The sequence below is a fragment of the Eubacterium segne genome, assembly GCF_014287775.1.
In the GTDB taxonomy this organism is placed as follows: Bacteria; Bacillota; Clostridia; order Lachnospirales; family Lachnospiraceae; genus Eubacterium_G; species Eubacterium_G segne.
Map to the genome: position 1 here is coordinate 73,542 of NZ_JACOOZ010000005.1, position 23,928 is coordinate 97,469.

Below are 23,928 nucleotides of genomic sequence, written 5' to 3' on the forward strand. Positions count from 1 at the left end.
ATGAATATTAAAAGAAAGTTACGTTTAATATTTTCACTGGTTTCTCTTATAATTTGTTTTGGTTTAAGCAGTGTTATGGTTATGGCAGATGATGTGATTAATCTTGATGAGACTGCTACACAGGAGGAGACAACGTTATCTGCTGAGGATATGAAAACATATGCAGACGGCAAGATAACCATGGCTCAGGCAAAAGCGTTAGTTGAACAGTATGCCAATGCCATATCTCAGTATTCAAATTGCAGTGATGATGAATTAGAATATCTTGGTGGATATTTTAGTTATCAGACAGACGCATTTGAGAACTTTGCCAAAACTGTTGGCGATGAGAAATGCGGTGAATATAAGTCTTATGACAAAATTGAAGTTGAAGAAACAGAAGACGGAAAAGTAGATGTAAGCGCTATGCTTCATTTTGAAAAAAGAGATTTAAAGATGATTATGCATGTATCATTATTTGACAATCTCGGATGTGTGCCTACATCCATAGAGTTTAATCTTCCTGACGAAGGAAACAACACTTTGTTAGGTAAGCTTCAAACAGCAGGTGGTAACACATTACTCGGAATGGGCGTTGTATTCCTTGTATTAATTTTTATAAGCTTTATTATTTCCTGCTTTGGATTCATTCCAAAAATTGTTGATTCCTTTGGAAAGAAAAATAAAGCTTCAGAAGAAGCAGCCACACCGTCTGAAAGTACGGTAAGTACTACAGAAGAGACAACGGATGATTCAGAGCTTATAGCTGTTATTGCTGCTGCAATAGCCGCAAGCGAACATACATCTACAGACAGTTTTGTTGTAAGATCAATAAGAAGACGTTAATTACTATCTATATTTAGGAGGATACAAAATGAAAAGTTATACAATTACAGTTAATGGAAATGTATATGATGTAACTGTTGAAGAAACAGGAAGTACAGCAAGTGCACCGGTAAGACCTGCAAAGAAGGCAGCAGCACCTGCTAAGCCGGCAGCACCTGTAGCTACCGGAAAAGAAGGAAGTGTTAAGGTTACAGCACCTATGCCTGGAAAAGTTTTATCAATCAGTGCAAATCCTGGTCAGGCAGTTAAGAAAGGTGAAACAATATTAGTATTTGAAGCAATGAAGATGGAAAATTCTGTTGTTGCTCCGGAAGATGGAACAGTTGCAAGCATTTCTGTTAGCGTTGGAGACAGCTTTGAAGCAGGTGCAGTTATTGCAACATTAAACTAGTTAATATTAAAAAACTGGAGGTAACAAATGAACATCTTTGATACATTGGGAAATCTGGTAGGACAATCAGCGTTTTTTAGCCTTAGCGGTGGAAACTATATTATGATTGCCGTAGCCTGTATTTTCCTATACTTAGCAATTAAAAAAGGATATGAACCATTATTACTGGTTCCTATTGCCTTTGGTATGCTCTTAGTAAATATGTATCCGGACATTATGAAAGCACCTGCTGACGGTGAAGCAGGAGGATTGTTATATTACTTCTACATATTAGACGAATATAGTATTCTTCCTTCACTTATTTTCATGGGTGTAGGTGCCATGACGGACTTCGGACCGCTTATTGCAAATCCAAAGAGTTTCCTTCTTGGAGCTGCAGCACAGTTCGGTATATATGGGGCATATTTCCTTGCAATTTTCATGGGATTTGGTGGAAAGGCAGCTGCAGCCATCTCTATTATCGGTGGAGCAGACGGACCTACATCTATTTTCCTTGCAGGAAAGCTTGGACAGACTGATTTGTTAGGACCTATCGCAGTAGCAGCATATTCGTATATGTCATTGGTTCCTATTATTCAGCCACCAATTATGAAATTATTAACAACTAAGAAGGAACGTGAAATTAAGATGGAACAGCTTAGACATGTTTCACAGTTAGAGAAAATTTTATTCCCTATAGTTGTTACTATCGTTGTTGTTATGATTTTACCTACAACAGCTCCATTAGTTGGTATGCTTATGTTAGGTAACTTATTTAGGGAATCCGGAGTTGTTAAACAGTTACAGGAAACAGCAAGTAACGCACTTATGTACATTGTAGTTATCTTACTTGGAACAAGTGTTGGTGCTACAACAAGTGCTGAAGCATTCCTTAATGTTGACACAATTAAAATCGTAATTTTAGGTTTGGTAGCCTTTGCAGTAGGTACGGCAGCCGGAGTTTTGTTTGGTAAACTTATGTGTGTTGTAACACATGGAAAAGTTAATCCACTTATTGGTTCTGCAGGTGTATCAGCCGTGCCAATGGCAGCAAGAGTATCACAGAAGGTTGGATCTGAAGCTGATCCTACAAACTTCCTTTTGATGCATGCAATGGGACCTAACGTAGCCGGAGTTATTGGTACTGCAGTCGCTGCAGGAACATTTATGGCTATATTCGGAATTTAAATGGAGGAAATAAAAATGGCAGATAAGAAACCGGTAAAGATTACCGAAACTATATTAAGAGACGCACATCAGTCACTTATTGCCACAAGAATGCCTACTGAGGAAATGCTTCCTATTATCGACACAATGGATAAAGTAGGTTATCATGCAGTTGAGTGTTGGGGTGGTGCAACTTTTGATGCATCCCTTAGATTTTTAAAAGAAGATCCATGGGAGAGACTTAGAAAGTTAAGAGACGGATTTAAAAATACAAAATTACAGATGCTTTTCAGAGGACAGAATATTTTAGGCTATAGTCATTATTCAGATGATGTTGTTGAATATTTTGTTCAGAAATCAATAGCTAATGGTATTGATATTATTAGAATCTTTGACTGCTTAAATGACCTTAGAAATTTAGAAACAGCTGTAAAGGCAGCAAACAAGGAAAAAGGTCATGCACAGATTGCTCTTTCATATACATTAGGAGATGCATATACTCTTGATTATTGGAAAGAAACAGCAAAGAGAATTGAAGATATGGGTGCTAACTCACTTTGTATCAAGGATATGGCTGGACTTCTTACACCATACAAGGCAACTGAATTAGTTCAGGCATTAAGAGAAGGAACAGACATTCCAATAGATCTTCATACACATTACACATCAGGTGTAGCAGCTATGACATATATGAAAGCTGTTGAAGCAGGATGTGATATTATTGATACAGCTATTTCACCGTTCTCTATGGGAACATCACAGCCGGCAACAGAAGTTATGGTTGAGACATTTAAGGGAACACCTTATGATACAGGTCTTGATCAGAAGCTGTTAAAGCAGGTTGCAGATTACTTCAGACCATACAGAGAAGAGTGCCTTAAGAATGGATTATTAAATCCAAAGGTTATGGGTGTTAATATTAATACACTTCTTTACCAGGTACCTGGTGGAATGTTATCAAACCTTGTTTCACAGTTAGATGAAATGGGTGCATCAGACAAGTTTGAACAGGTTCTTGAAGAAGTTCCAAGAGTTCGTAAGGACTTTGGTGAACCACCTCTTGTTACACCATCAAGCCAGATTGTTGGTACTCAGGCAGTTTTAAATGTTGTTATGGGTGAAAGATACAAGATGATTAATCAGCAGGCAAAGGATTTGTTAGCAGGAAAATATGGTCAGACAGTTAAGCCTTTCAATGAAGAAGTTCAGAAGAAGGCAATTGGTGATGAAAAGCCTATTACCTGCAGACCGGCAGATTTGTTAGAGCCATCTCTTGATAAGTTTGAAAAAGAATGTGCACAGTGGAAACAGCAGGATGAGGATGTTCTTACATACGCATTATTCCCACAGGTTGCAAAGGAATTTTTCGAATACAGGGAAGCACAGCAGACAAAGGTTGATCCGGCTGTAGCTGATAAGGAAAACGGAGCATATCCGGTATAATATTTATATTATGAAAGATTTTAAACACCTGCTTATTAAAAGCAGGTGTTATCTTTTAATAAGGGTAAATTTCCCGGAAAAAAAGGATTTAGAAATGAGTAAGGTATTGATTATTGGAGGCGGCGCGGCAGGAATGATGGCTGCCATAGCTGCTGCATATAATGGAAATGAAGTTCATATTTTTGAAAAAAACGAAAAAAACGGAAAGAAACTTTTTATAACAGGCAAAGGAAGATGTAATATTACAAATGCATCGGATATAGAAAATCATTTTGCCAATATAATGAGAAATTCAAAGTTTTTGTACAGTGCATATCATTGTTTAGACAGCTACGGAGTATGTACAATGATAGAAAGTGCAGGAGTAGAAACAAAAATTGAAAGGGGAAACAGAGTTTTTCCTTTAAGTGATAAGTCCTCAGATGTAATTTATGCATTAAACAAAATGATGAGGGATATTGGAGTTAATATTCACTTGAAATCAGAGATTGTATCTGTTAGTAAAGAAAATGAAAATATAATATTAAAAGAAAAAAATGGAAAAAAACATATTGGTGATGCCTGTATAATAGCAACGGGAGGCATTTCGTACCCTGTTACAGGTTCTACAGGAGACGGATATAAATTCGCAGAAAAAATAGGACATACTATAACAGAGAGATATCCATCTTTGGTGCCATTTAATATTAAAGAGGAATTTTGTAAGGAACTTCAGGGACTATCCCTTAAAAACGTGGAGCTTAAAATTCAGGATGAAACAGGAAAACAATATTATAGTGAAATGGGAGAAATGCTTTTTACTCACTTTGGAATAAGCGGGCCTCTTGTTTTGTCGGCAAGTGGTCATATAAGTGACAAGTTAAAGGAACATCAATTTATTGCAAAAATAGACTTGAAACCGGCTCTTTCTAATGAGGCATTAGACAAAAGAATATTGAAAGATTTTGAAGAAAACATAAACAGAAATTTCAATAATTCATTAGATAAATTATTGCCTAAAAATCTTATTCCGGTTATTGTTGAATTATCCGGTATTAATCAATATAAAAAAGTACATGAAATAACAAAAGAAGAAAGAGAAAATCTGGTTAAATTAATAAAAGAATTGAAAATGAGTATTTCAGGTGCAAGAGGCTTTAATGAGGCAATTATTACAAAAGGCGGAGTGTCAGTAAAGGACATTAACCCAAAAAACATGGAGTCAAAAATTGTGCCGGGTATATATTTCGCAGGGGAAGTTCTTGACATAGATGCACTGACAGGAGGGTATAACCTTCAGGTGGCGTGGAGCACAGGATATTTAGCAGGAAGCAGTATTTATTAAAATGGAGGAATTTATGTATAATATAGCAATAGACGGACCGGCAGGGGCCGGAAAAAGTACAATAGCCAAAATAGTAGCAAAGGAACTGGGATTTATTTATGTGGACACAGGTTCTATGTACAGAACAATGGCACTTTCATGCTATAGGGCAGGAATAAAAGCTGATGAAGAAGAAAAAGTTGTGGCAAAATGCAGGGAAGCGGAAATATCCATTAGGTATGAAAATGGTGTTCAGAAAATGAAGCTAAACAATGAAGATGTAAGCGGTGAAATAAGGCAGGAGGTTATTGGAAACATGACCAGTGCCATTGCAGTGTATGGTCCGGTAAGAGAAAGATTAGTGGAAATGCAGCGTGACATAGCAAGTAAAAATAATGTCGTTATGGATGGAAGAGATATTGCTACTGCCGTGCTTCCAAATGCAGACCTTAAAATATATTTAACGGCAAGTTCTAAAACAAGAGCTGAGCGAAGATATAATGAACTTCTGGAAAAAGGTGTGGACTGTAACATAGAAGATATTGAAAAGGATATTAAAGACAGGGATTACAGGGATATGAACAGGGAAATTTCACCTTTAAAGAAAGCTGATGACGCGGTTTTAATTGATTCATCCAACATGAATATTGAAGAAGTTGTAAATAAAATTAAAGAGCTTGCAAAGGAAGGTAAATAGTATATGGATATTGTGCTGGCAAAAAGCGCAGGCTTTTGTTTTGGTGTTAAAAGAGCCGTAAACAGTGTTTATGATGAAATAGAAAATCATAATACAGGAATATATACCTATGGTCCCATTATCCACAATGAGCAGGTTGTACAGGATATGGAATCAAAGGGTGTAAAGGTTATAGATGATTTAGAAGGACTAAAGATAATTACAGAAGGAACAGTAATTATCCGCTCCCATGGAGTAGAAAAAAGTATTTATGATTTATTGGAAAATAAAAAAATACGAATAGTCGATGCAACATGTCCTTTTGTTAAAAAAATTCATAAAATTGTATTTGAGGAAAGTGCTAATGGCAGAGAAGTAATTATAATCGGAAATGATAAACATCCTGAGGTAGAAGGTATAAAAGGCTGGGTAAATGGCAAAGCATGGGTTGTAAACAACAGTGAAGATGTTGAAAAAATTACAATTAAATCGGATTCAAAGGTATGTATTGTATCACAAACGACATTTAACCACAATAAATTTAAATATTTAGTTGAAATTATAGAAAAAAAAGGTTATGATATTAATGTTGTAAATACGATATGTAATGCGACACACGAAAGACAAGCTGAAGCGAAAGAAATTTCGTCAAAAGTTGAGGCTATGATTGTCATTGGCGGCAGACATAGTTCGAATACACAAAAGCTATACGATATATGTAAGGAAGAATGCAAAAATACATTTTTTATTCAGACAACTGATGATTTAAAGGAAGGGTCTGAGTTTTACAGTTATATGAAGTCGTGTGAAGGTAATTCATTAAAGTCTATAGGTATTACAGCAGGGGCATCTACCCCAAAGAATATTATTGAGGAGGTCGTTCTTAATGTCAGAGATGAGTTTTGAACAAATGTTGGATGAATCATTCAAGACTATTCACAATGGAGAAGTTCTTGAAGGAAAGGTAATCAGTGTAAGAGAAGACTACGCAGTTCTTAATATAGGTTATAAGGCTGATGGTATTCTTACAAGAGATGAATACTCTAACACACCTGTAGATCTGACAACTGTAATTTCAGTAGGCGATGAACTGACAGTCAAAGTTCTTAAAGTTAATGATGGTGAAGGACAGGTTGCTTTATCATATAAGAGACTTGCTGCAGAGAAGGCAAATAAGAGACTTGAAGAAGCTTTTGAAAATAAAGAAGTTCTCAAAGCACCAGTTGTACAGATTTTGAAAGGTGGTTTGAGTGTTGATGTTGAAGGCGGAAGAGTATTTATACCTGCAAGCCTTGTGTCAGACAATTTTGAAAGAGATTTAAACAAATATCTCAATCAGGAAATTGAATTTGTTATTACAGAGTTTGTATTAAGTCCAAAGAAGAGGATAATAGGTGACAGAAAGCAGTTAATAGTTGCACAGAAGGAAGCCGCTAAGAAAGCTTTATTTGAAAGAATTAAAGTAGGTGATGTTGTTGAAGGTGTTGTAAAGAGTGTTGTAGATTTCGGTGCTTTTGTTGACATCGGAGGAGCTGATGGTCTTCTTCATATTTCTGAAATGTCATGGGGCAGAGTAGGAAACCCAAGAAAACTTTTCAAACCTGGTGATAAGGTTACTACATTTATTAAAGAAATTAACGGAGATAAGATTGCTTTAAGTCTTAAGTTTGAAGACACAAATCCATGGGCTAATGCAAGTGAAAAGTTTGCTGTTGGTGCTATTGTTACAGGAAAAGTTGCAAGAATGACAGATTTCGGTGCATTTGTTGAAATTGAGCCTGGTGTTGATGCATTATTACATGTATCACAGATTGCAAAGCATCATGTAGATAAGCCTGCTGATGAATTATCAATTGGTCAGGAAATCGAAGCAAAGATTGTTGATTTCAATGAAGAAGAAAAGAAAATCAGCTTAAGCATGAAGGAACTCCTTCCTGATGAAGAAGTTGAAGATACAGTTGAAGAGCCTGTAGAGGAAGCAACTGAGGACACAGAGGAATAAGATGAAGTAATTCATTTATTGACAACGTAAAAGCAGGCATATTAGTGCTTGCTTTTATGTTTTGTTATGGAAACAACAGGAGCAGATGAAAGCATCTGCCTGATATAAAAGAGATTTTCTTAAAATATAAGGAGCAAGGCGCTTTATGAGAGTTATTGCGGGAAAGGCACGCAGATTACAGCTTAAAACCGTTAAAGGAATGGATACCCGTCCTACCACAGACAGAATTAAAGAAACATTATTTAACATCATTAATGATTTAATGTACGATGCAGTATTTCTTGATTTGTTTAGTGGAAGTGGAGCTATTGCCATAGAAGCTTTAAGCCGTGGAGCTAAAAAAGCATATCTTGTGGAGAATAATAGAGAAGCCTGCAACTGCATAAAAGAAAATCTGAAATTTACACATCTTGAAGATGGAGCACAGTTAATGCAGATGTCATGCAACGAAGCCCTTGCCAGACTAAATGGCAGTGAAATATTTGACGTAGTATTTATGGATCCACCTTATAACAAAGAATACGAGAAGGATGTGTTGATTTTTCTGGGAAAATCTGATTTAATAAATAAAAATTCTTTAATCATTGTGGAGGCTTCTCTAGATACAGATATGTCTTACGCAGAAGAATTAGGATTTGAGATTACGAAAGAAAAGAAGTATAAGACAAACAAGCATGTTTTTTTTAAGATTATGGAGTGAAAGGATGACTAGAGCGATATATCCGGGAAGTTTTGACCCCGTAACTATGGGTCACTTAGATATAATTAAGAGAGCTTCAAAAGTTGTGGACGAATTAATCGTCAGTGTTTTAAATAATAATTCTAAATCTCCGTTGTTTTCAGTAGAAAATCGTGTTAAAATGCTAGAGGAAGTTGTTAAGGATTTACCAAACGTTAAAGTGATGTCTTTTGAGGGTCTTTTGGTGGATTTCGCAAAGGAAGTGAATGCCAAGGTTATAGTAAGAGGTCTTAGGGCTGTTACTGATTTTGAATATGAACTTCAGATGGCACAGACAAACACAGTATTAAACAATGAGATTGATACAATCTTTTTTACAACTAGTTTAGAGTATGCTTATTTAAGCTCAAGTACAGTGAAGGAAGCGGCATATTATGGCGCTGACATCAGCAAACTTGTTCCTGAAACAGTTGTAAATAAAGTTTATGATAAGATTAAGAGATAAAGGAGAAGCGATATGAGTAAGATTGAGCAGATTATTACAGAGATAGAAGAATATATTGATAATTGTAAATTTCAGCCATTATCAACATCAAAAATTATTGTCAACAAAGACGATATTGATGAATTGTTAGCGGAATTAAGATTAAGAACACCTGATGAAATTAAGAAATATCAGAAGATTATTGCTAACAAGGATGCTATTTTAAATGATGCTAAAGAAAGATCAGAGGCTATGATTGCTGAAGCAACAGCACATATTAATCAGTTGGTAAGTGAACATGAAATTATGCAGAAGGCATACAACGAAGCTAATCAGATTATTGAACAGGCACAAACTGAAGCTCAGGGAATCTTAGATTCAGCTACAAATGAAGCAAACGATTTAAGAACAAGAGCAATGCAGTATACAGATGATATTTTATCAAATGTTCAGAGCATTCTTACAACTGGTATGAATAGTTTTGAAAGTGCACAAAGCACTATGATGACTTCACTTAACAGCTCACTTAATGTTGTTGTTGAAAGCAGAAAAGAATTAAGTGGTCAGGAAGATGAAGATACTGCAAGTGATGATTCAGATGATGATTTAACTGTAGATTTATTATAATTTTCATAACACTAAATTGTACTGAATGGTGGAAAGATCTTAGTTTATCTAAGGTCTTTCTTTTTACGTATAGATTTTAAAAACTATGTAGATATTATTGAACAGATTGGCTTAGATAAGCTTATATACAGTAGAGATGATTCATAAAATTATGATATTGGAAATTTGATAAGTTTAATGAGATGAAAAATTAATTTAAAAAACTTCACTTGCGCAAAAAACGGATACGTTTACGCATAACCTATTGCAACATTAAAATCCCAACAATAAAATGTAGATAAATAAAGGCTATAAACGGAATACTTAAAAATGGGAGAATGAAAAGAAAAAACAGTAACGTTAATGTAATTTCAATTATAGGGAGAAATTGAAGTAGTAAACAAAAGTGGAGGATAAGTTATGAGGTAAAGGTCGTAAAGGAACTAAAAGACGAAAGAACCAAAAACTCAAACACATATCTTATGAGCAATGGAAGCAAAAAACTGGAATGGTATGGAGACGATATACGTTATAAGGAAAATGGTAAGTGGAAGGACTATGACAGCTCTTTAAAAGAAATAGAAAATAAAGATCTTAAGGAACTTGAAAAGACTGATGTTGTGGAAAGCAATAAAGCCATTGCCCAATATAAAATGGTGAATACTGAGGGAAACTCAAAACAGTATTTTCCGGAAGAACTCGGCAAAGATACCCCAATTATTATGAAAAAAGATAAATATGAAATTGCATTTTCGCAGAAAACGGAAAAAGGTGAAATGCCAAAGAAAAGTGATGGAGACTACGAAGTTATATATACCGGAGAGGATAGCAAAACACAGTACATATCACTAAATAATGGTGTTAAGGAAAATGTCATTTTTAACAGTAGACCTGCAGAAAATACGATTACTTATGAATATGTGCTTAATGGTATGTACATGGAACTGGATGAGAAAACCAATGTCATCGGAATATATGATGAAAAGGGTAAAAAGAAGGCATATATTTCATCACCATACCTGTGTGACAGTACCGGAATTAATTACAGCTTTAACATAAAATATGATATAAAAAATAACGGTGATACATGGACAGTTACCGAAGCATTGGATGAGAAATTTTTGAATTCAAAAGATACAAAATATCCGGTAACTCTTGACCCTACAATGTACTGGACGAGTAAGGATACCGTTGATGCAAGTAATCCAACCAGTGGTTATCCGGCGAATTATGTTATAGATGGCGGTAATGAAATGCTGGTTGGAAAAATATCAGAAGGATTTTATGGTCAGGCAATTATGAAATGGAGGGGACTTGAAGAAAGGCTGAAGAACAAGTTTATAAGTCTGGCTGTTTTGAACGTTGATATAAAGGAAGTGGTTGGAAATCCGGTAATAAATATATATCCGGTTGAAGAAAACTGGGATATTTCTCAGGTAACATGGAACACAAAACCGTCCAATTCTGATGAACTTATATCAAGTCAGACAGGATTTGAGCAGGGGAAAAATACAATCTGGACGTAAAGAAATGGGTGGAAAAGATAGCGTTTGGTGAGATTCCCGAAACATATGGAATTGCACTATGTACCGGGACGGAAGAGAACATGTCATATATGAGGATATGTGGAACAGCTACGAATAAAGCACCTATGTTTGTAGTGGATTACTTTGACCCTATAGATATGAATGGAAAGTATTATGGGGATTTTAATATTACGGGAGAATATCAGGAAGATACAGGAAAAATAGATCTGAACTGGGAAGATTACGGTGATGGCTCAGGTAAAGAAGTAGAGGAATACATGATTGCGACCAGAAAAAATGATGGGGATTTTAAAATGGTTGCAAGAACCAGTGATTTGGAGTATTCTTTAGACATAGACAGTGATACCACGGATATGGATGTAAGATTAGTTGCAATAAGAAAAGACGGAAAATATTTAAGTAACATACTTTCTTATAGTATTAACAGTGAAACAGGTGAAGAAAATCAGGATGAGGCAGGGACATATAGTGCCGTGACAAGAGATACTGATGGGGACGGTCTGGAAGACGGATACGAAATATGGGATTTTAAGACAAAATGGAATACTGAGACAGAGGATAGTACGGAAACGGAACCAAAGTACGTTCAGGATAGTGACGGAGATGGATTGCCTGACGGATATGAGGTTTTTACTCTTGGAACGGACCCGGCAGTAAAGAATGAAGATGGAAAAGACAGTGATGGAGATGGTTGGTCAGATGTAAGAGAGTACAGGGAAGGAACGGATCCATGGCTTGTTGATTCAGATTTTGATGAAGTGTATGATCCTGATGATTTTGGTACAGTTAATCCTAGGAAAACTGACAATCCACAGAATAAGGGAACAGATAGGCTTGGTGCATATTCGGCTCAGGTACATAAGGGATTATACGATTATGAGTATTCCGAAATGGAAGACGGTGTTAAAGTAACATATATAGTAAATATTTATCGTGGAGATACAAAGAAAATAACAACAGATTATGGAGATGTTACATTAAATAAAGTTATAAAATATTTCTATGATGAGAATGGAAACAACACTGCAATTGTAGAGGAAAATCAGAATGATATCAATCATACCATATGCATAACATACACATATGACAGTGATGGCAATGTGACCTATATATGTGATCAGAAGACAGAATATACAATGTCATACAAAAATGGTGATATGAAAACCTTGAAAGTTGGAGACGTTGAATTAGTCAATTATGAAAGTAACATAACAGAAAATAGTAATATTTTAGAACAAATTACTTCATATGGAAATGGTCAGAAAATAAGAACGGTGACTACAAAATCTATTGATGAAAATGGAAATTCATATACAAAAAAATCTGAAATATATTATTGTGATGATACACAATGTTCATATGTTACAGAATATGACAATGAAGGGAGAATACTTAAATTTATAGATTGTACGCGTAAAGAGAAAATAAGTTATGATTATGTATATTCAGACGACAACATCACCGTAGCAAGGAATGATGGATTTATGAAGGAAGTAAAAAATAGTCAAAATGTAGATGGAAACATAACAGATAAAAATATATCTTATACATTTGAAAAGAATCAGGGAAGCAAGGTGACATATCAAGAATCTCAGAAAACAGATATGTCGGACGAAGATAAAACCGTAACAACAGACACCTTGTATAATGGTGATAATATTGTGGTAACGTCTTCTGACGAGAATAAAAAGATAAGTTATGAGATATATTCGCAATTGTGCAAAAAGTATCTATTGAATAGTTATCAGGACGAAATGTCTGATACAAAGATATCATATAATATAAATGCATATGGTGAAAACAAAAAATATGAATATATTTATGATTTGTCGGGAAATATAACGGAAATTAAACTTGATGGAAACAGAATTTACGAATATGCTTATGATGTACATGGGCGATTAGTAAAGGAGTTGGATTATGTTAATAGCACGGGATGTGTTTACGGATATACAAGTACTGGAAATGTTGTGGCAAAGCATCTAAAAAAAATAAATTCGGATGGGAGTCTTACAAATATACAGGACATAAAATATAGTTATGAAAATGGTGATTGGGCTGATCAGTTGACGAAATATGGAAATCAGAAGATAACATATGATAGTGTTGGAAATCCTGTTAAATACCATGACGGGAAGAAATTTGAATGGATAAGAGGCAGAGAACTTTCAAAAATAATATTGAGTGATGATTCGGACGTAACTTATGAATACAATCAAAATGGACTTAGAACTCATAAAGAAACAAATATAACATCTACTGATTATGAATGGGATGAAAAAAAACTCATAAGAGAAACTGTTACATACAAGTTATCGGGAAGAAAATATGATATTTGGTATTATTATGATGGTAATGGAGACATCGCAGGTTTTGAGTATAATGAAATAAGTGAGATGAATCAGGAACTTAACAGGAAAAGCATTTATTATGAAAAAAATATGCAAGGGGATGTCATAGGACTGATTGATTCAACAGGTGCAAAGATTGCAAGCTATGCGTATGATGCATGGGGAAATGTGGTAGATACAGTTTGTTATGAGAAAAATGAGATACCATATGCATTGAATCATATTACATACAGAGGATATTATTTTGATAACGAGAGTGGATTTTATTACCTTCAAAGTAGGTACTATGATGCTGAAGTGGGAAGATTTATTAATGCTGATGATGTAAAATATATTGGCGCAAATGAAAATAGATGGAGTTATAATTTATATATGTATTGTGAAGGTAATCCAATTATAGGGAATGATGAAACTGGTAATTTAATTACTTATCCGATAAAAGTCACAAAGACGTTTAAGAGACATGTGTGGCAAGCTGCAAACGTTTTTCTCACCGCAAAGGGATATCTTGTTGCAAAGATGATGTTTCATCACGCTTTATATGGTGGGGGTAAAAAAATGCCTAGTAACAAATTACAAAAGCTTACAAATAAAATTAAAAGTGATATTCAGTTAAGTAGGGCGGTAAAAAAAGAACTTGATAAGTGCAAAAAAAGAATAGATGGACAGAAAGTATTTAATTTTGCATTTGAGTTTACAGAAAATAGAGATTTATATTATTCTGTTCAACATATTAGAGTGTTTGTTAATGCAAGAATGTATGACGGGCATAAATGGAATTTGGTCATATCTATAGGTGATATATATGATTTTACGGAGACGAGATCATGGTTTAGTTTTGCGGGATTAGCAAATAATATAGGTAAATATATGCAAGATTCAGGACAGTTGAAACCATTTCGTTGGGGATTGAATTATAAAACTACATTTTAGATTCTAAGAGAGGCGGTGTAAATATGATGAAAGCAAATGGAATTATAATAATTGGAATTAGTGTGGCTATGGTAATAACAGGATGTGGAAATAATACAAAAGAGTTTATTTTAGATGGATATAAGTCTTGCGATGAGTATTTTGATGATGGTTTTAAGAAATACACAGATTATTGTAAATACTATTATGATAAATCTTTTGATGTAACTTTTTCAGAAAATTCATATTATACAGTAGTGTCTAAAGATTACGTTAAGGTTATTAAGCAATATTTTAATAATTTTCAATCGGAATTTATGAGTGAACCAGATAAATATGATTTTGATAGTTCATGTATAACTGAGGGGGATTATTACTATAGGAAAGAGGAAGGAGGTGGCTATGACGTCGGTTTGTATGATTTAGAGAGTCATACATTATATTATATACATGATAATTAGAGAAGTAATGTAGATATTAGAAGATGAGGAAATAGAAGGACACGTAATATGGGCACTAAGTAACTATAGGAAAAGTGAAGTGTATGAAATAATGCAAAAATATACAGATCATCCCAGAAAATGGATTAGGGACATAGCTATAAAATATGTGGTTAAATATGAAAAAACAATTCGGTTATAAAATAACAGCTTAATTGAAACAGGAATGTTTTTCACGGAAAAATCCAACAGGAAACTACATATAGCAGTGCAGCACCTTATTAAAGGAGAAATTTTATATGAGAAAAAAGGAATTGGATGGTGTTATATATGAATTAGAGGACATTAGAAAAAAATATGAAGATAAGTACGAAGAGTTAATTAATGAAACTGACATGAAGTGTAAGAGAAAAGAATACTGGAAAGGGGGAAACATGCTTCATACGGGAGCGTATTGTCCAAGTAAAACCGTTGATATGATATGTGGAAATGTAAGTAGGGGAAAACGTGTTAGAAAAGAAGCAAAAGTTGGATACACGAACTTTTTTGATGATAATGACTTACTGATAAGAGCTGATAGTAAAGATGAAAGCTATGAAAGTATAAAAAAAATGGTGGAAGAAAGGGGTGAAGAAATCTTTCCCTGCAGGGAGTTTATTTTTTACACAAGTAATGAAATGCATACGGTAAAATTTGGTTATGGGGGAGGGGAAAACGAAGTAGAAGATGTCTCTAAGTGTATTTATAAAGACGGATATCTACAGGAGTATATTTTATACATAAACATATTGGACGAAAACAAAGGGACAATTGAAGGGGAGCGATATATATTCAGGTAATAGAATAAGTGCAGTTGTAATGTATACATATTTTGGAGATACGGGGCAGTACTTTGAAGAAAAACATGAGATAAATAATTAAAATTCATACTGTTTAATAAAAAACAGGACTACCGGTATTATGTACTGATTAGTCCTGTTTTTTTAAATGAAATGTTTTTATTAGTTTTTTACAAGATATAAAATAAAAAATAATAATGTAAAAACAACAGATGATTCTAATTTGCCCACTAAATAATATACCTTTAATTTTGAATGACAAATCTGACTTAAAGATTGCATTGTAATGGAAATGCCACCAAAAACAGTAAACAAAAGTATAAGGTATGTACAAAGAACAGTGTTTCCACTTATGTTTTCAAATATAATAGCAGTTCCTGACGTTATTTCACTTACGCCGCAAAGAATTGATTTAAACGTGGCATTTATGGGAAGAGTCAAAAGCAACCGGGACATAATATTGAAACAAATAACATAAACCGACAGGGTTGTTAAGGATTTAACAGATAAAAGTATTGGGTTGCCGGTAAAGGGCATAGCTTTTGAATTATTAACTGTAATGTCAGGTTTTAATAAAAAACGGTTGGCTGTTCCTACAATAAAGGCAGGGCAATATACAAGAATGACACATAACAATGCTGGATTAATAAATGCAGTATTTTTTATAAAAGAATTTTGCAGATAATTTAGAAATATATAATTAAGCAAAAAAGACAAACTACAATTGTTACAAAAAGTTACTAAATATGCAGCTTCGGAAAAAGATATTTTTTTATGAATATATAAATCTGATATGGTTTTAGCTCCCATGGGATATCCGCAAATAAAGCCGATAATTACGGCAAAACACCCGTTATCAGATATTTTAAAGAAAATCTTTAATATTGGCTTTAAAATATAACTTATCTGGGAACACAAATCATGTTTTTGCATTATATTTACTATTAGCATAAAAGGAAGCAGTGCAGGAACAAGAGTGTATAGACACAAGGCAATGCCATCCTTTACACTTTTTGATATTAAAGCAGGAAATGTAACAGTTAATACTATGGCAAAAACACATAGGATGGTTTTAATAATTTTTTTCATAAATGCCTTTTTTATTTATAATATTTTGGCAAATTTATATTATTACAACAATATAGGTTGAAATTAATTGAAAAATACAATAAAATGTACAAGGAAGTTTAGAGGTGTACATATGAAAATATCGTCTATTTCAAGTGGAAGTAAAGGCAATTGTATTGTTGTTGATAATGAAAATACAACATTAATGGTTGACGTGGGAATTAGCAGAAAAAAAACAGAAGAAGGTCTGGAGTTTTTTGATAAGACGGCAGATGATGTGGATGGAATACTTATAACCCATGAACATAGCGACCACATAAAGGGGTTGGGAGTGTTCCTTAGAAAGTACCAAAAGCCTGTATATGCCACAGAGAAGACTATTGATTATATATTGAATGAATCATCCATAGGGCAGGTAGATACAGATTTATTTAATGTTATATCTCCTATGAAGGATTTGGTTATAGGGGATATGCAGATTATGCCAATGAAAATCAGTCATGATGCAGCGGATCCTGTTTGCTACAAATTTATGAGCAATACATCAGGGGACAACAAAGTTTGTGCCGTTGTTACTGACTTAGGGGAAAGTAGCGAGCCTTTAATAAATAATTTACAGGATTTAGATGCTATTTTGCTGGAAGCAAATCATGATATTAATATGTTACAGACAGGGCCTTATCCATATTATTTAAAGCAGCGTATATGGGGAAATAAGGGACATTTGTCTAACGAGGCATGCGGAAATCTTATTAATAATATAATAAGTGACAGGTTACAGCATATTATGTTGGGACATTTAAGTCAGGAAAATAATTATCCGGCTTTGGCATTTGAGGCAGTGAGAAATGAAATAAATTTTGGAAATAATAAGTTTTGTGCAGATGATATAGACCTGAAAGTTGCCAGTGGCACAAGGCCTTCATCCCAGATTATTATATAAATATATTTTACTTATGTAGGAGGATTTTATGAAGAAGACAATTATAACAGTTGTTGGAAAAGACACAGTAGGAATTATTGCAGGAGTTTGTTCATATCTTGCAGAAAACAATGTAAATATTCTTGACATTTCACAGACTATCGTGCAGGAGTATTTTAACATGATGATGATTGTTGATTGTAATAATGCATCAAAGCCGGTACATGAAATGGCAGATGATTTGGATAAAATCGGAGAAGAAATCGGAGTTGCAATAAAGATGCAGCACGAAGATATTTTTAACAGCATGCATAGAATTTAAAAAACGGAGGCTTTAGATGATAAACAGATTTGAAGTAATAGAAACAAACAAGATGATAGACAACTATAATCTTGATGTTAGAACAATTACATTGGGAATTAGTCTGATGGACTGTATAAGCAGTGATTTAGACATACTTAACAATAATATTTATAATAAAATAAAGAGACTGGCAAAAGACCTTGTTCAGACAGGGGAGGATATTTCAAAGGAATATGGTATTCCTATTGTAAATAAGAGAATTTCCGTTACACCTATAGGTATTGTGGGAGCTAGTGCCTGCAAGACACCGGAGGATTTTGTAACTATTGCCAAAACCTTAGATAAGGTAGCAAAAGAGGTTGGAGTTAATTTCTTAGGAGGCTATTCAGCTTTAGTAAGTAAGGGAATGACTACGGCAGAAGAAAATCTTATAAAGTCAATTCCTCAGGCTTTAGCATGTACTGAAAGAGTCTGCAGTTCAGTAAATGTAGGCTCTACTAAGACCGGTATTAATATGGATGCAGTACGTCTTATGGGAGAAATAGTGTTAGAAACAGCTCAGGCAACTAAAGAACAGGACTCTTTAGGATGTGCCAAGTTAGTTGTATTTTGCAATGCACCTGATGATAATCCTTTTATGGCAGGAGCATTCCACGGTGTTACGGAAGCCGACGCAATTATCAATGTTGGTGTATCCGGTCCCGGCGTTGTAAGACACGCATTAAAGAAAGTTCGTGGAGAGAACTTTGAAGTTCTTTGTGACACAATAAAGAAAACAGCATTTAAAATAACAAGAGTAGGTCAGTTAGTAGCTAAGGAAGCATCTGAGAGACTTAATGTTCCTTTCGGAATAATCGATTTGTCTTTAGCACCTACACCTGCCATTGGAGACAGTGTTGCAGATATTTTAGAGGAAATAGGCTTAGAAAGAGCCGGTGCTCCGGGAACTACAGCTGCCCTTGCCATGCTTAATGACCAGGTTAAAAAAGGTGGTGTAATGGCTTCGTCATATGTAGGTGGATTAAGTGGTGCGTTTATTCCTGTAAGTGAAGATCAGGGAATGATAGATGCAGTAAAAGAAGGAGCTCTTACAATAGAGAAGCTTGAAGCGATGACTTGTGTATGCTCAGTTGGTCTTGACATGATTGCAATACCGGGAGATACAAAGGCTACAACTATTGCCGGAATAATTGCTGACGAATCAGCTATTGGCATGGTTAATCAGAAGACTACAGCTGTTAGAATTATCCCTGTTGTTGGAAAACAGGTGGGAGATGAGGTTGAATTTGGTGGACTTTTAGGTTATGCACCGATAATGCCTGTAAACAACTTTGCCTGTGACAATTTTGTAAACAGAACAGGAAGAATTCCTGCACCTATACATAGTTTTAAGAACTAATAACAAAAAAGACTACTTACCACAATTACCATATGTGTGGCAGGTAGTCTTTTTAGATTGTTATCTATAAGGGTCATTGAATAATTATTTTACGGTTAAATTCCGTAGACAGTTCCTTTTTGTATTTATTTGCATAAACCATTCTATATATAGAATCTGCCTTGATATTTATATCCAGGATTTTTCTGTCAAAATCATCACATACGCTGTAATAATCGGAAAATTTACTTATTAAATTTATGTTACTGTTGTTTTTTATTGCAGATAAAACCCCGGAATCTTTTCTAAAGGCAAGGAGCCTTCCAAACTTAAGGTAATCATTATCTTTAAAATAATCCATATCAGCTTTGGTAATACCTAAAAGTATGTGACAAAGACATCTGGAAATGCCGGCATAGGTATAGTTTTTGGACTGAAGCATAGATATAAAGTCCTCATAGCCGGTATAATTTCCTTTTAAATTATTAATTCTGTTACTTAAAAAATCTGAAACATCACTATATTTTGTAAAATCACTTTCCTGTAAAAGAATATATCCTAAAATTTCTGAAAAATGTTTAAGAAAAATAGGTTCAGCCTTTGAATAAAGGGAAAGGGAGTTTGCCGGTATCACAGAACTTAGGTCAGGAGTATGGTTGTCTGACAAGGCATTTCTTATTCCTGAAGCAGAAGCAAATTCCATGTTTATGTTAGTGTCATTGTAACCGGCTCCCTGTCTTTTAATGAAAAAAGCCTTAATTTTTGATGATGTTTTATATAATGCTTTTAAGTATTCAATTGCTAAAATATTATTAGAAGATGAAATGATATTATCAAAATCCTCCTGAATAATGGCGGGATTTTTTGAAAGCATATATTTTTTTAATGAAATCCCACGGGCTTTTGGGAAGGTCATTCCTGATTTGAGATTTTCTAACAATGAATCTCTGTATTCTGTTGGTTCATCTGCTAATACATGGGCAATTTCTTCTAAAAGCTTTGTATTTTCCGTTTCACATCCAAAGCATAAGTAATCTATGGAGTTGAGTTTGTTAAAGAAACTTACTGATGATGTGGCAAAAGTTTCAGCAGAGGCTGTAGAATAACATACCGGAAGCTCAAAAACCACGTCGGCACCGTTTTCTATTGCAGTTTTACTGCGAAGAGATTTGTCAAAAATAGCAGGAAGTCCCCTTTGAACAAAATTTCCGCTACATAAAATTACAATATTCTCAGCTCCTGTTTTTTGACGCACCGTGTCAATTAAATATTTATGACCGTTGTGAAAAGGGTTAAATTCTGCGATTATACCTGCTGTTTTCATTGAAATCTCCTAAAATATCCTTCTAAATATAGTATACCGGATTATTGTATCATTATTGCACTATTCTATCAATTAATTAAGGCACAAATTGTTATATGTATTGTAAAATAAATAGTTGTTGTTTCTTCAAAAAAGGTATATTATAATTATTTGTGTGATTGAAGAATATATGAGAAACAAGGAGAAGATGAATATGGGTTTTATTGAGCAGTTAAAGGAAAAAGCCAGACATGACAGAAAGACAATTGTTTTGCCGGAAGGAATGGACAGACGTACATATGAAGCTGCAGAACAGATTGTTAAGGAGGATTTTGCAGATATTATTCTGTTAGCCTCAGAGGAAGAGGTGGCAAAGTATGGAAAAGATTATGACACTGAAGGCGTTACAATAATTAACCCGAGAAAATACGAAAAGATACAGGATTATGCTGAACAGTTCTACCAGCTAAGAAAGGCTAAGGGGATGACTAAAGAACAGGCATATGCCATTTTAGTCAGTGACTATATGTATTTTGCATGTATGATGTTAAAGGCTGGAGATGCAGACGGAGTTGTATCAGGAGCATGCCATTCATCAGCTAATACCCTTAGACCGTCTTTACAGATTATAAAGACAAAGCCAGGTAGTAAATTGGTTTCAGCATTTTTTGTAATATGTGTGCCTAATAAGGATATGGGAGCTAATGGTGTATTCGTAATGGGAGACTGTGGACTGAATCAGAATCCTAATCCGGAACAGTTAGCAGATATAGCTGCAAGTAGTGCAGAGTCTTTTGAGTACTTAGTTGGGGAGAAGGCAAGAGTTGCCATGTTATCCCATTCTACCCACGGCAGTGCAGCTCATCCTGATGTGGATAAAGTAGTTGAGGCTACTAAAATAGCCAACAAGGAATATCCACAGTATCTTATTGACGGAGAATTGCAGACAGATGCTGCTTTAGTTCCTGAAATAGCAGAATTTAAGGCACCGGGAAGCCCGGTAGCGGGAAGAGCCAATGTTCTTATATTCCCTGATTTAGATGCAGGAAATATTGGATATAAGCTTTTGCAGAGACTTGGACAGGCTGAGGCATATGGTCCTCTTTGTCAGGGAATTGCAAGACCGATTAACGATTTGTCAAGAGGATGTAGTGCTAAGGATATAGTTGGTGTTGTGGCAATTACAGCAGTACAGGCACAAATAGATTAAATGAGAAAAACTCATTTATAAATAGGTTCCCAATGAAATGCCACCAACGGAAAGTAGGGGCAATAAGATGTGATTAGAAGAAAACAGGAGTTTGAAATGGAAGTTTTAGTTATTAATTGTGGAAGTTCATCACTTAAGTTTCAGTTAATTAATTCAGATAATGAAAAGGTATTGGCAAAGGGACTTTGTGAAAGAATAGGAATTAGCGGCAGTGCTATTACATATGAAAGTGTTAATTGTGAAAAAAACACAAAAGAAATAGATATGCCAACTCATAATGAGGCCATAACAGCTGTTATTTCTGCCCTTACGGCAGAAAACACAGGAGTTATAAAGGATATGAGTGAAGTTGGAGCAGTAGGACACAGAGTGGTACACGGTGGAGAGTATTTTTCAAAGTCAGCTTTAGTTACTGAAGATGTACTTGAAAAAATTGAAAAGTGTAATAATTTAGCACCTCTTCATAACCCGGCAAATATTATTGGAATAAAGGCATGTATGAAAATAATGAAGGATACACCAAATGTGGTTGTGTTTGATACAGCTTTTCATCAGACAATGCCCGAGGAAGCGTATTTATATGCTCTTCCTAGAGAATACTATGATGACTATAAAATAAGAAGATATGGATTCCATGGAACTTCCCATAGCTTTGTGTCAAAGAGAGCAGCTGCTATTTGCGGCAAGCCTTATAATGAATTAAAAACAATTGTTTGTCATTTAGGAAACGGTGCCAGCATATGCGCAGTTGACGGTGGAAAATCAGTGGACACAAGTATGGGGCTTACACCTTTAGCAGGAGTTATAATGGGAACCCGTTCAGGAGATATTGACCCGGGAATTTTAGAAGTTATTGCAAATCATACAGGAAAGAATATTTCAGAAATAACTGAAATATTAAATAAAAAGTCCGGAGTTGCAGGACTTTCAGGAGTGTCTAGCGACTTTAGAGATATAGAAAAGGCAATAAGTGAAGGAAATGAAAATGCAAAATCAGCATTTGATGCTTACGTACATACTGTTGTAAAATTTATCGGTGCCTATGTTGCAGTAATGAATGGTGTAGATGTAATTGCTTTTACAGCCGGCGTTGGAGAAAACAATGGTCATGTAAGAAAAGATGTGTGCAGTCATTTAAAATATCTTGGAATTGAAATAGATGATGAGGCAAACTCAAAACGTGGAGAGGAAGTAATGATTTCCACTAAAGAGTCAAAGGTTAAGGTTTATGTTATACCAACCAATGAGGAACTTGCAATTGCAAGGGAGACGGTAGAAGTTTTAGCTTAAGCAGCAAATTGAAAAAATAAAAAAAGTATTTGACAAACCTATGGCTGATATGTATAATTTATAAGGTGCTTTGAAGAAGGAATATTATGTTAATTGATTTATACGATTTACTACAGGAAGAAGACGGGGTAAGAAATTACCCGGTAGAGCTTGAAGCGAAGGAATTTAAAACTAAAAAGAGCCGTTATCCTATTTCTGACAGTGATATTAAGTTGTCTTTTAGAAATAAGGGTAAGAAGCATATTGATTTTAAATGCGTTGGGAAGGTTACATTGATTATTCCGTGTGACAAGTGTTTAGAGCCTGTACCGTATGAGATTAATATTGATTATTTCAAAGATTTAGATATGAATAAATCTTCAGAAGAAAAGATTGCTGAGTTAGATGAAGAAGTTTATCTTGAAGGTACAAAATTTGATTCTGATGTATTTGTTTATAACGAGATTCTGGTTAGTTTACCTATGAAAGTCCTATGCAAAGAAGACTGCAAAGGAATTTGCAATAGATGCGGCGCTAATCTCAATATGGGATCCTGTAAGTGCGATAACGCAGAACCAGGTACGGGAATGTCGAAAATTTTAGATGTTTTTAATCAGTTTAAGGAGGTGTAAACCATGTCTATCTGTCCAAAGAACAAATCTTCTAAAGGAAGAAGAGATAAGAGAAGAGCTAACTGGAAGATGTCAGCTCCAAACCTTGTAAAGTGCAGTAAATGTGGAGCATTAATGATGCCACACAGAGTATGCAAGGCTTGTGGAAGCTATAACAAAAAAGAAATTGTTTCAGTTGACTAATTATAAAAAAGTGGC

At 34.6% G+C, this 23,928-nt stretch carries 24 protein-coding genes; 22 read left to right on the forward strand and 2 right to left on the reverse strand.

Annotation, left to right across the window (positions count from 1 at the left end):
• The 15 genes from H8S00_RS08150 to H8S00_RS08220 all read left to right on the forward strand — a co-directional run bounded on the left by H8S00_RS08150 (position 1) and on the right by H8S00_RS08220 (position 15,644).
• A complete protein-coding gene (locus tag H8S00_RS08150; protein ID WP_243052982.1) occupies positions 1–825 on the forward strand; it encodes an OadG family protein in 825 nt (274 codons plus the stop codon).
• A gap of 28 nt (positions 826–853) precedes the next feature.
• Complete coding sequence (locus H8S00_RS08155) at positions 854–1,216, forward strand: biotin/lipoyl-containing protein (RefSeq protein ID WP_021953139.1); 363 nt, start codon at positions 854–856, stop codon at positions 1,214–1,216.
• Positions 1,217–1,243: 27 nt separating this feature from the next.
• The gene (locus H8S00_RS08160; RefSeq protein ID WP_021953138.1) at positions 1,244–2,383 is read left to right on the forward strand and encodes a sodium ion-translocating decarboxylase subunit beta; all 1,140 of its coding nucleotides are present in this window, start codon (positions 1,244–1,246) and stop codon (positions 2,381–2,383) included.
• A 15-nt stretch (positions 2,384–2,398) separates the two neighbouring features.
• Positions 2,399–3,805 (forward strand): oxaloacetate decarboxylase subunit alpha, encoded by a 1,407-nt coding sequence (locus tag H8S00_RS08165; RefSeq protein WP_021953137.1) that lies wholly within the window; start codon positions 2,399–2,401, stop codon positions 3,803–3,805.
• Positions 3,806–3,899: 94 nt separating this feature from the next.
• The gene (locus tag H8S00_RS08170; RefSeq protein WP_186840388.1) at positions 3,900–5,129 is read left to right on the forward strand and encodes a BaiN/RdsA family NAD(P)/FAD-dependent oxidoreductase; all 1,230 of its coding nucleotides are present in this window, start codon (positions 3,900–3,902) and stop codon (positions 5,127–5,129) included.
• Between the two features lie 13 nt (positions 5,130–5,142).
• On the forward strand, positions 5,143–5,805 hold the full coding sequence (cmk, locus tag H8S00_RS08175) for a (d)CMP kinase (protein ID WP_118588657.1): 663 nt from the start codon (positions 5,143–5,145) through the stop codon (positions 5,803–5,805).
• 3 nt (positions 5,806–5,808) lie between these two features.
• Positions 5,809–6,690, forward strand: coding sequence for a 4-hydroxy-3-methylbut-2-enyl diphosphate reductase (gene ispH, locus H8S00_RS08180; protein WP_021953134.1), 882 nt, complete (start codon positions 5,809–5,811; stop codon positions 6,688–6,690).
• The gene (gene rpsA / locus H8S00_RS08185) at positions 6,671–7,786 is read left to right on the forward strand and encodes a 30S ribosomal protein S1 (protein WP_021953133.1); all 1,116 of its coding nucleotides are present in this window, start codon (positions 6,671–6,673) and stop codon (positions 7,784–7,786) included. The genes ispH and rpsA overlap by 20 nt, the downstream gene beginning before the upstream one ends.
• 145 nt (positions 7,787–7,931) lie before the next feature.
• On the forward strand, positions 7,932–8,486 hold the full coding sequence (gene rsmD / locus H8S00_RS08190; protein ID WP_021953132.1) for a 16S rRNA (guanine(966)-N(2))-methyltransferase RsmD: 555 nt from the start codon (positions 7,932–7,934) through the stop codon (positions 8,484–8,486).
• Between the two features lie 4 nt (positions 8,487–8,490).
• On the forward strand, positions 8,491–8,970 hold the full coding sequence (gene coaD / locus H8S00_RS08195) for a pantetheine-phosphate adenylyltransferase (protein WP_021953131.1): 480 nt from the start codon (positions 8,491–8,493) through the stop codon (positions 8,968–8,970).
• Between the two features lie 12 nt (positions 8,971–8,982).
• Positions 8,983–9,576 (forward strand): F0F1 ATP synthase subunit B family protein, encoded by a 594-nt coding sequence (locus H8S00_RS08200; RefSeq protein WP_021953130.1) that lies wholly within the window; start codon positions 8,983–8,985, stop codon positions 9,574–9,576.
• A 461-nt stretch (positions 9,577–10,037) separates the two neighbouring features.
• Positions 10,038–11,081, forward strand: coding sequence for a hypothetical protein (locus H8S00_RS08205; RefSeq protein WP_118588655.1), 1,044 nt, complete (start codon positions 10,038–10,040; stop codon positions 11,079–11,081).
• An 8-nt stretch (positions 11,082–11,089) separates the two neighbouring features.
• A complete protein-coding gene (locus tag H8S00_RS08210; RefSeq protein ID WP_118588654.1) occupies positions 11,090–14,386 on the forward strand; it encodes an RHS repeat domain-containing protein in 3,297 nt (1,098 codons plus the stop codon).
• A gap of 23 nt (positions 14,387–14,409) precedes the next feature.
• On the forward strand, positions 14,410–14,826 hold the full coding sequence (locus H8S00_RS08215) for a hypothetical protein (RefSeq protein WP_021953126.1): 417 nt from the start codon (positions 14,410–14,412) through the stop codon (positions 14,824–14,826).
• Between the two features lie 278 nt (positions 14,827–15,104).
• Entirely contained in the window at positions 15,105–15,644 is a 540-nt protein-coding gene (locus tag H8S00_RS08220) for a hypothetical protein (RefSeq protein ID WP_118588653.1), read from the forward strand.
• 162 nt (positions 15,645–15,806) lie between these two features.
• Here the strand turns inward: H8S00_RS08220 and H8S00_RS08225 are convergent, their stop codons facing one another.
• Complete coding sequence (locus tag H8S00_RS08225) at positions 15,807–16,733, reverse strand: nucleoside recognition domain-containing protein (protein ID WP_118588652.1); 927 nt, start codon at positions 16,731–16,733, stop codon at positions 15,807–15,809.
• 112 nt (positions 16,734–16,845) lie between these two features.
• Here H8S00_RS08225 and H8S00_RS08230 point away from each other — a divergent pair, with 112 nt between their 5' ends.
• The 3 genes from H8S00_RS08230 to H8S00_RS08240 are packed head-to-tail and all read left to right on the forward strand — an operon-like array spanning position 16,846 to position 19,337.
• The gene (locus H8S00_RS08230) at positions 16,846–17,655 is read left to right on the forward strand and encodes an MBL fold metallo-hydrolase (RefSeq protein ID WP_118588651.1); all 810 of its coding nucleotides are present in this window, start codon (positions 16,846–16,848) and stop codon (positions 17,653–17,655) included.
• Between the two features lie 28 nt (positions 17,656–17,683).
• Positions 17,684–17,956: an ACT domain-containing protein gene (locus tag H8S00_RS08235; protein ID WP_021953122.1), complete on the forward strand. Its 273-nt coding sequence runs from the start codon at positions 17,684–17,686 to the stop codon at positions 17,954–17,956.
• Between the two features lie 16 nt (positions 17,957–17,972).
• Positions 17,973–19,337, forward strand: a complete 1,365-nt coding sequence (locus tag H8S00_RS08240; protein WP_118588650.1) for a PFL family protein — start codon at positions 17,973–17,975, stop codon at positions 19,335–19,337.
• A 73-nt stretch (positions 19,338–19,410) separates the two neighbouring features.
• On the opposite strand, the gene H8S00_RS08245 is transcribed toward H8S00_RS08240, so the two are convergent.
• Positions 19,411–20,640 carry a tRNA(Met) cytidine acetate ligase gene (locus H8S00_RS08245; protein WP_118588649.1) on the reverse strand — a complete coding sequence of 410 codons (1,230 nt, stop codon included), beginning with the start codon at positions 20,638–20,640 and terminating at the stop codon, positions 19,411–19,413.
• Positions 20,641–20,833: 193 nt separating this feature from the next.
• On the opposite strand from H8S00_RS08245, the gene pta reads away from it, so the two are divergent.
• From pta to rpmF, 4 genes are all read left to right on the forward strand, one after another.
• Entirely contained in the window at positions 20,834–21,829 is a 996-nt protein-coding gene (gene pta / locus H8S00_RS08250; RefSeq protein ID WP_118588648.1) for a phosphate acetyltransferase, read from the forward strand.
• Between the two features lie 96 nt (positions 21,830–21,925).
• The gene (locus H8S00_RS08255) at positions 21,926–23,119 is read left to right on the forward strand and encodes an acetate/propionate family kinase (protein WP_118588647.1); all 1,194 of its coding nucleotides are present in this window, start codon (positions 21,926–21,928) and stop codon (positions 23,117–23,119) included.
• Positions 23,120–23,205: 86 nt separating this feature from the next.
• Positions 23,206–23,730 carry a YceD family protein gene (locus H8S00_RS08260; RefSeq protein ID WP_118588646.1) on the forward strand — a complete coding sequence of 175 codons (525 nt, stop codon included), beginning with the start codon at positions 23,206–23,208 and terminating at the stop codon, positions 23,728–23,730.
• Between the two features lie 3 nt (positions 23,731–23,733).
• Positions 23,734–23,913 carry a 50S ribosomal protein L32 gene (gene rpmF, locus H8S00_RS08265; protein ID WP_021953116.1) on the forward strand — a complete coding sequence of 60 codons (180 nt, stop codon included), beginning with the start codon at positions 23,734–23,736 and terminating at the stop codon, positions 23,911–23,913.
• Positions 23,914–23,928 lie beyond the last annotated feature (15 nt).